At 67.4% G+C, this 2,148-nt stretch carries 5 protein-coding genes and 1 pseudogene; all 6 read right to left on the bottom strand.

Annotated elements, in window-relative coordinates; genetic code table 11:
- Positions 1 to 272, bottom strand: a pseudogene (locus AC1DY5_RS52690) (hypothetical protein); the annotation flags it as partial.
- Complete coding sequence (locus AC1DY5_RS52685) at positions 269 to 811, bottom strand: DUF1367 family protein (RefSeq protein ID WP_478122195.1); 543 nt, start codon at positions 809 to 811, stop codon at positions 269 to 271. The gene AC1DY5_RS52685 and the pseudogene AC1DY5_RS52690, both read right to left, overlap by 4 nt.
- The gene (locus AC1DY5_RS52680; RefSeq protein ID WP_478122194.1) at positions 808 to 1,230 is read right to left on the bottom strand and encodes a RusA family crossover junction endodeoxyribonuclease; all 423 of its coding nucleotides are present in this window, start codon (positions 1,228 to 1,230) and stop codon (positions 808 to 810) included. The genes AC1DY5_RS52685 and AC1DY5_RS52680 overlap by 4 nt, the downstream gene beginning before the upstream one ends.
- A complete protein-coding gene (locus tag AC1DY5_RS52675) occupies positions 1,227 to 1,559 on the bottom strand; it encodes a hypothetical protein (protein ID WP_478122193.1) in 333 nt (110 codons plus the stop codon). Before AC1DY5_RS52675 ends, AC1DY5_RS52680 begins: the two co-directional genes overlap by 4 nt.
- The gene (locus AC1DY5_RS52670) at positions 1,556 to 1,789 is read right to left on the bottom strand and encodes a hypothetical protein (RefSeq protein WP_478122192.1); all 234 of its coding nucleotides are present in this window, start codon (positions 1,787 to 1,789) and stop codon (positions 1,556 to 1,558) included. The genes AC1DY5_RS52675 and AC1DY5_RS52670 overlap by 4 nt, the downstream gene beginning before the upstream one ends.
- A complete protein-coding gene (locus AC1DY5_RS52665) occupies positions 1,786 to 2,010 on the bottom strand; it encodes a hypothetical protein (protein WP_478122191.1) in 225 nt (74 codons plus the stop codon). The genes AC1DY5_RS52670 and AC1DY5_RS52665 overlap by 4 nt, the downstream gene beginning before the upstream one ends.
- Positions 2,011 to 2,148: the final 138 nt, after the last annotated feature.

Raw genomic sequence — 2,148 nt, 5'->3', positions numbered from 1 at the left:
GCCTGGCTGTAGCCGACAATGCGGCAGTTCATGCACGGCAGCGCGGCGACGAGCCGGCGATAAGGCTCGCTGCGCACCGGGTTGTCCTTCGGGATCGGCTTGGCCATGCTGGTGACGACCGCCATGACGGCGCGGGCCGGCTGGCTCGGCCGCAGGCTCAACGCGGCGCGCGCGGCCGGCGAGATGTCGGCGACTTCTCGGCGAGCCCTCGACGAGTCCTCGGCGATCTCTCGGCGCTTGAACGGCGAGCGCTTCATGGGTGTGCGCTTCATGCCTCGATCACCCTCGCCTCTACCTCTATCGCGGCGGGCGGCAGCGTGCGGGTCTTGCGTTCGCCCGACTTGTCATACGCAACGCGCCACGCCTCGACCGCCTTGAAGCTCTGGTCGTCGGTCAGGTGCGGCCACAGCACGCGGCGAGCGCGCGGCTCCCACAGGAATGCATCCACGCGGCGGTGGACCTCGAGGAAGTCCGCTTCTTCCAGCTTCGCCCAGTCCATCGACCGCGGGATGGCCACCAGTTGGCCATCGGTGCCGGGGATGAAGTGGCAGAAGCCGGCGCCCACCAGCACCCAGGCGCGCAGGTCGTCCTCGTGCTCGAACGTCTCCTGTCGATTGAACAGGCCCTTTAGCTTCCAGAAGAAATAGCGGTGGTGCTTCGGGCTGCGCGGCAGCCGGTATTCAAACTCCACTGTCTCACCCGGCTCCAGCGCGGCGGTCGCGCGCTTGAACTTCTCGAACTGCCGGTGGCCCTTGTCGCCCAGGCCGGCCAACTTGCCCTCGTCGTTGCGGTAGAGGACAACGCTGCTCATAGCGCCAGGACCTGGACAAGCACGCCGGGCGTGGCGCCGTAGCGCTTGGCGACGCAGACCGAGCAGCACTGCACATCGTCCTTCCAGACCACGCCGTTCATCGCATCGAAGACCGCCTTCACGCAGTTGTCGATGTCGGGCTTGCTGGTCGGCAGGATCTCGAGGTTGAGCGCCTGCGCCTGCTTCTTCTTCGACCAGCTGGCCGGGACCTCGCAGGTCAGATGCATGTTGACCTGCACCGGGCCATCGAGAAGCGCACGGCCAGCCATGGCTGCCTGAGCGGTCCACGCCACCAAGCCCTCGTAGTTCACGGTTTTTTCGGGCGTGAACATCCGGGCCTTGCCGTTGACCTTGCCAACGCGCGGCCGGCCCTTGCCGTACGGCTGACCGGGGACTGTGAATGTGACGGTGTAGGTCATAGGGTGTCGTGGAAGTAGCGGCGCTTCGGGAGGCCTCGGCGTCCCTTCGCGAGCACCGGCAACTTGCTGGGGGGCTCGATGAATGGCGCGGGGCGCGCGATGTCCAGGAGGGCGAGCTCGACGTCCAGCGCGGCCGGCAGATCGGCAAACCACAGCTTGTTGTCGCGCGAGAGCTCGACGGCGCGATCGCACGAATAGCCAGMATCGAGCCGGGCGAAGTCGATCAGGTGCGCCAGGGTGCGGGCGAAATGCTCCGCCGGCCGCGCGCACGGCGCGCCCGGGAAAAACAGCAGCCGGCCCGCGGCGTCCTTCGGGTGGTTCTCGATCATGGGCGTTCTCCCATCGCGCGAGCGCGGCGCTCGGATGCACCAGCGCGATACCAGCGGGTGCCGCCGGCATTGCCCCAGGTCACCAGTCCTGCCCGATTCGCGGCGACGGCTGCGCGGGTGAGCTCGTCGCTCGGCCAGCCGCAAACGATGGCGAGTTCGGTGTGGGGCATGTCGCCCAGCTCGAGCAGCTTGGCCAGCGCCACAGGGCGCGGAATCAGTTGCGTGCTCATGCTAGTTCGGCCTCGTCTTCGTTGGCCGCAGGGTGGACATCCGCAAAGACCGCGAAGGCGCCGGCGGTATGACGTGCCGCCGCGTAAGCATCGGCGACCTGGGCGCGGTTCCATTGCGTGTCCGCCGCGGGGTTAAGGCGCATGTGACGCTCGGCGCACGCGGCCTTGTGGGTCAGATCCTGCGCGTACAGGAGGTTCTGAGACAGGATTGCCATGGTCATGCCGGCTCTCCTTGAGCGGCTTCGACGGCGCTGCGCACGCGAGCGGTGTAGGCCGTGAACGTCTCGCGGTTGACGCTCAAGTCGGCCTCGTTCCACTTGCCCGAGCCCAGTTCCACGCCTTTTGCCTCGATGCTGGGG

The organism is Variovorax sp. P4_D9 (assembly GCF_056401695.1).
The sequence above is the reverse complement of the archived record's forward strand: the minus strand, read 5'-3'. Positions and strand labels throughout refer to the sequence as shown.

What these genes read in the sequence shown, in the direction of transcription:
- AC1DY5_RS52670 (WP_478122192.1), bottom strand. Translation starts at nt 1,789, where the DNA reads ATGAGCACGCAACTGATTCCGCGCCCTGTGGCGCTGGCCAAGCTGCTC.
- AC1DY5_RS52685 (WP_478122195.1), bottom strand. Translation starts at nt 811, where the DNA reads ATGAGCAGCGTTGTCCTCTACCGCAACGACGAGGGCAAGTTGGCCGGC.
- AC1DY5_RS52680 (WP_478122194.1), bottom strand. Translation starts at nt 1,230, where the DNA reads ATGACCTACACCGTCACATTCACAGTCCCCGGTCAGCCGTACGGCAAG.
- AC1DY5_RS52665 (WP_478122191.1), bottom strand. Translation starts at nt 2,010, where the DNA reads ATGACCATGGCAATCCTGTCTCAGAACCTCCTGTACGCGCAGGATCTG.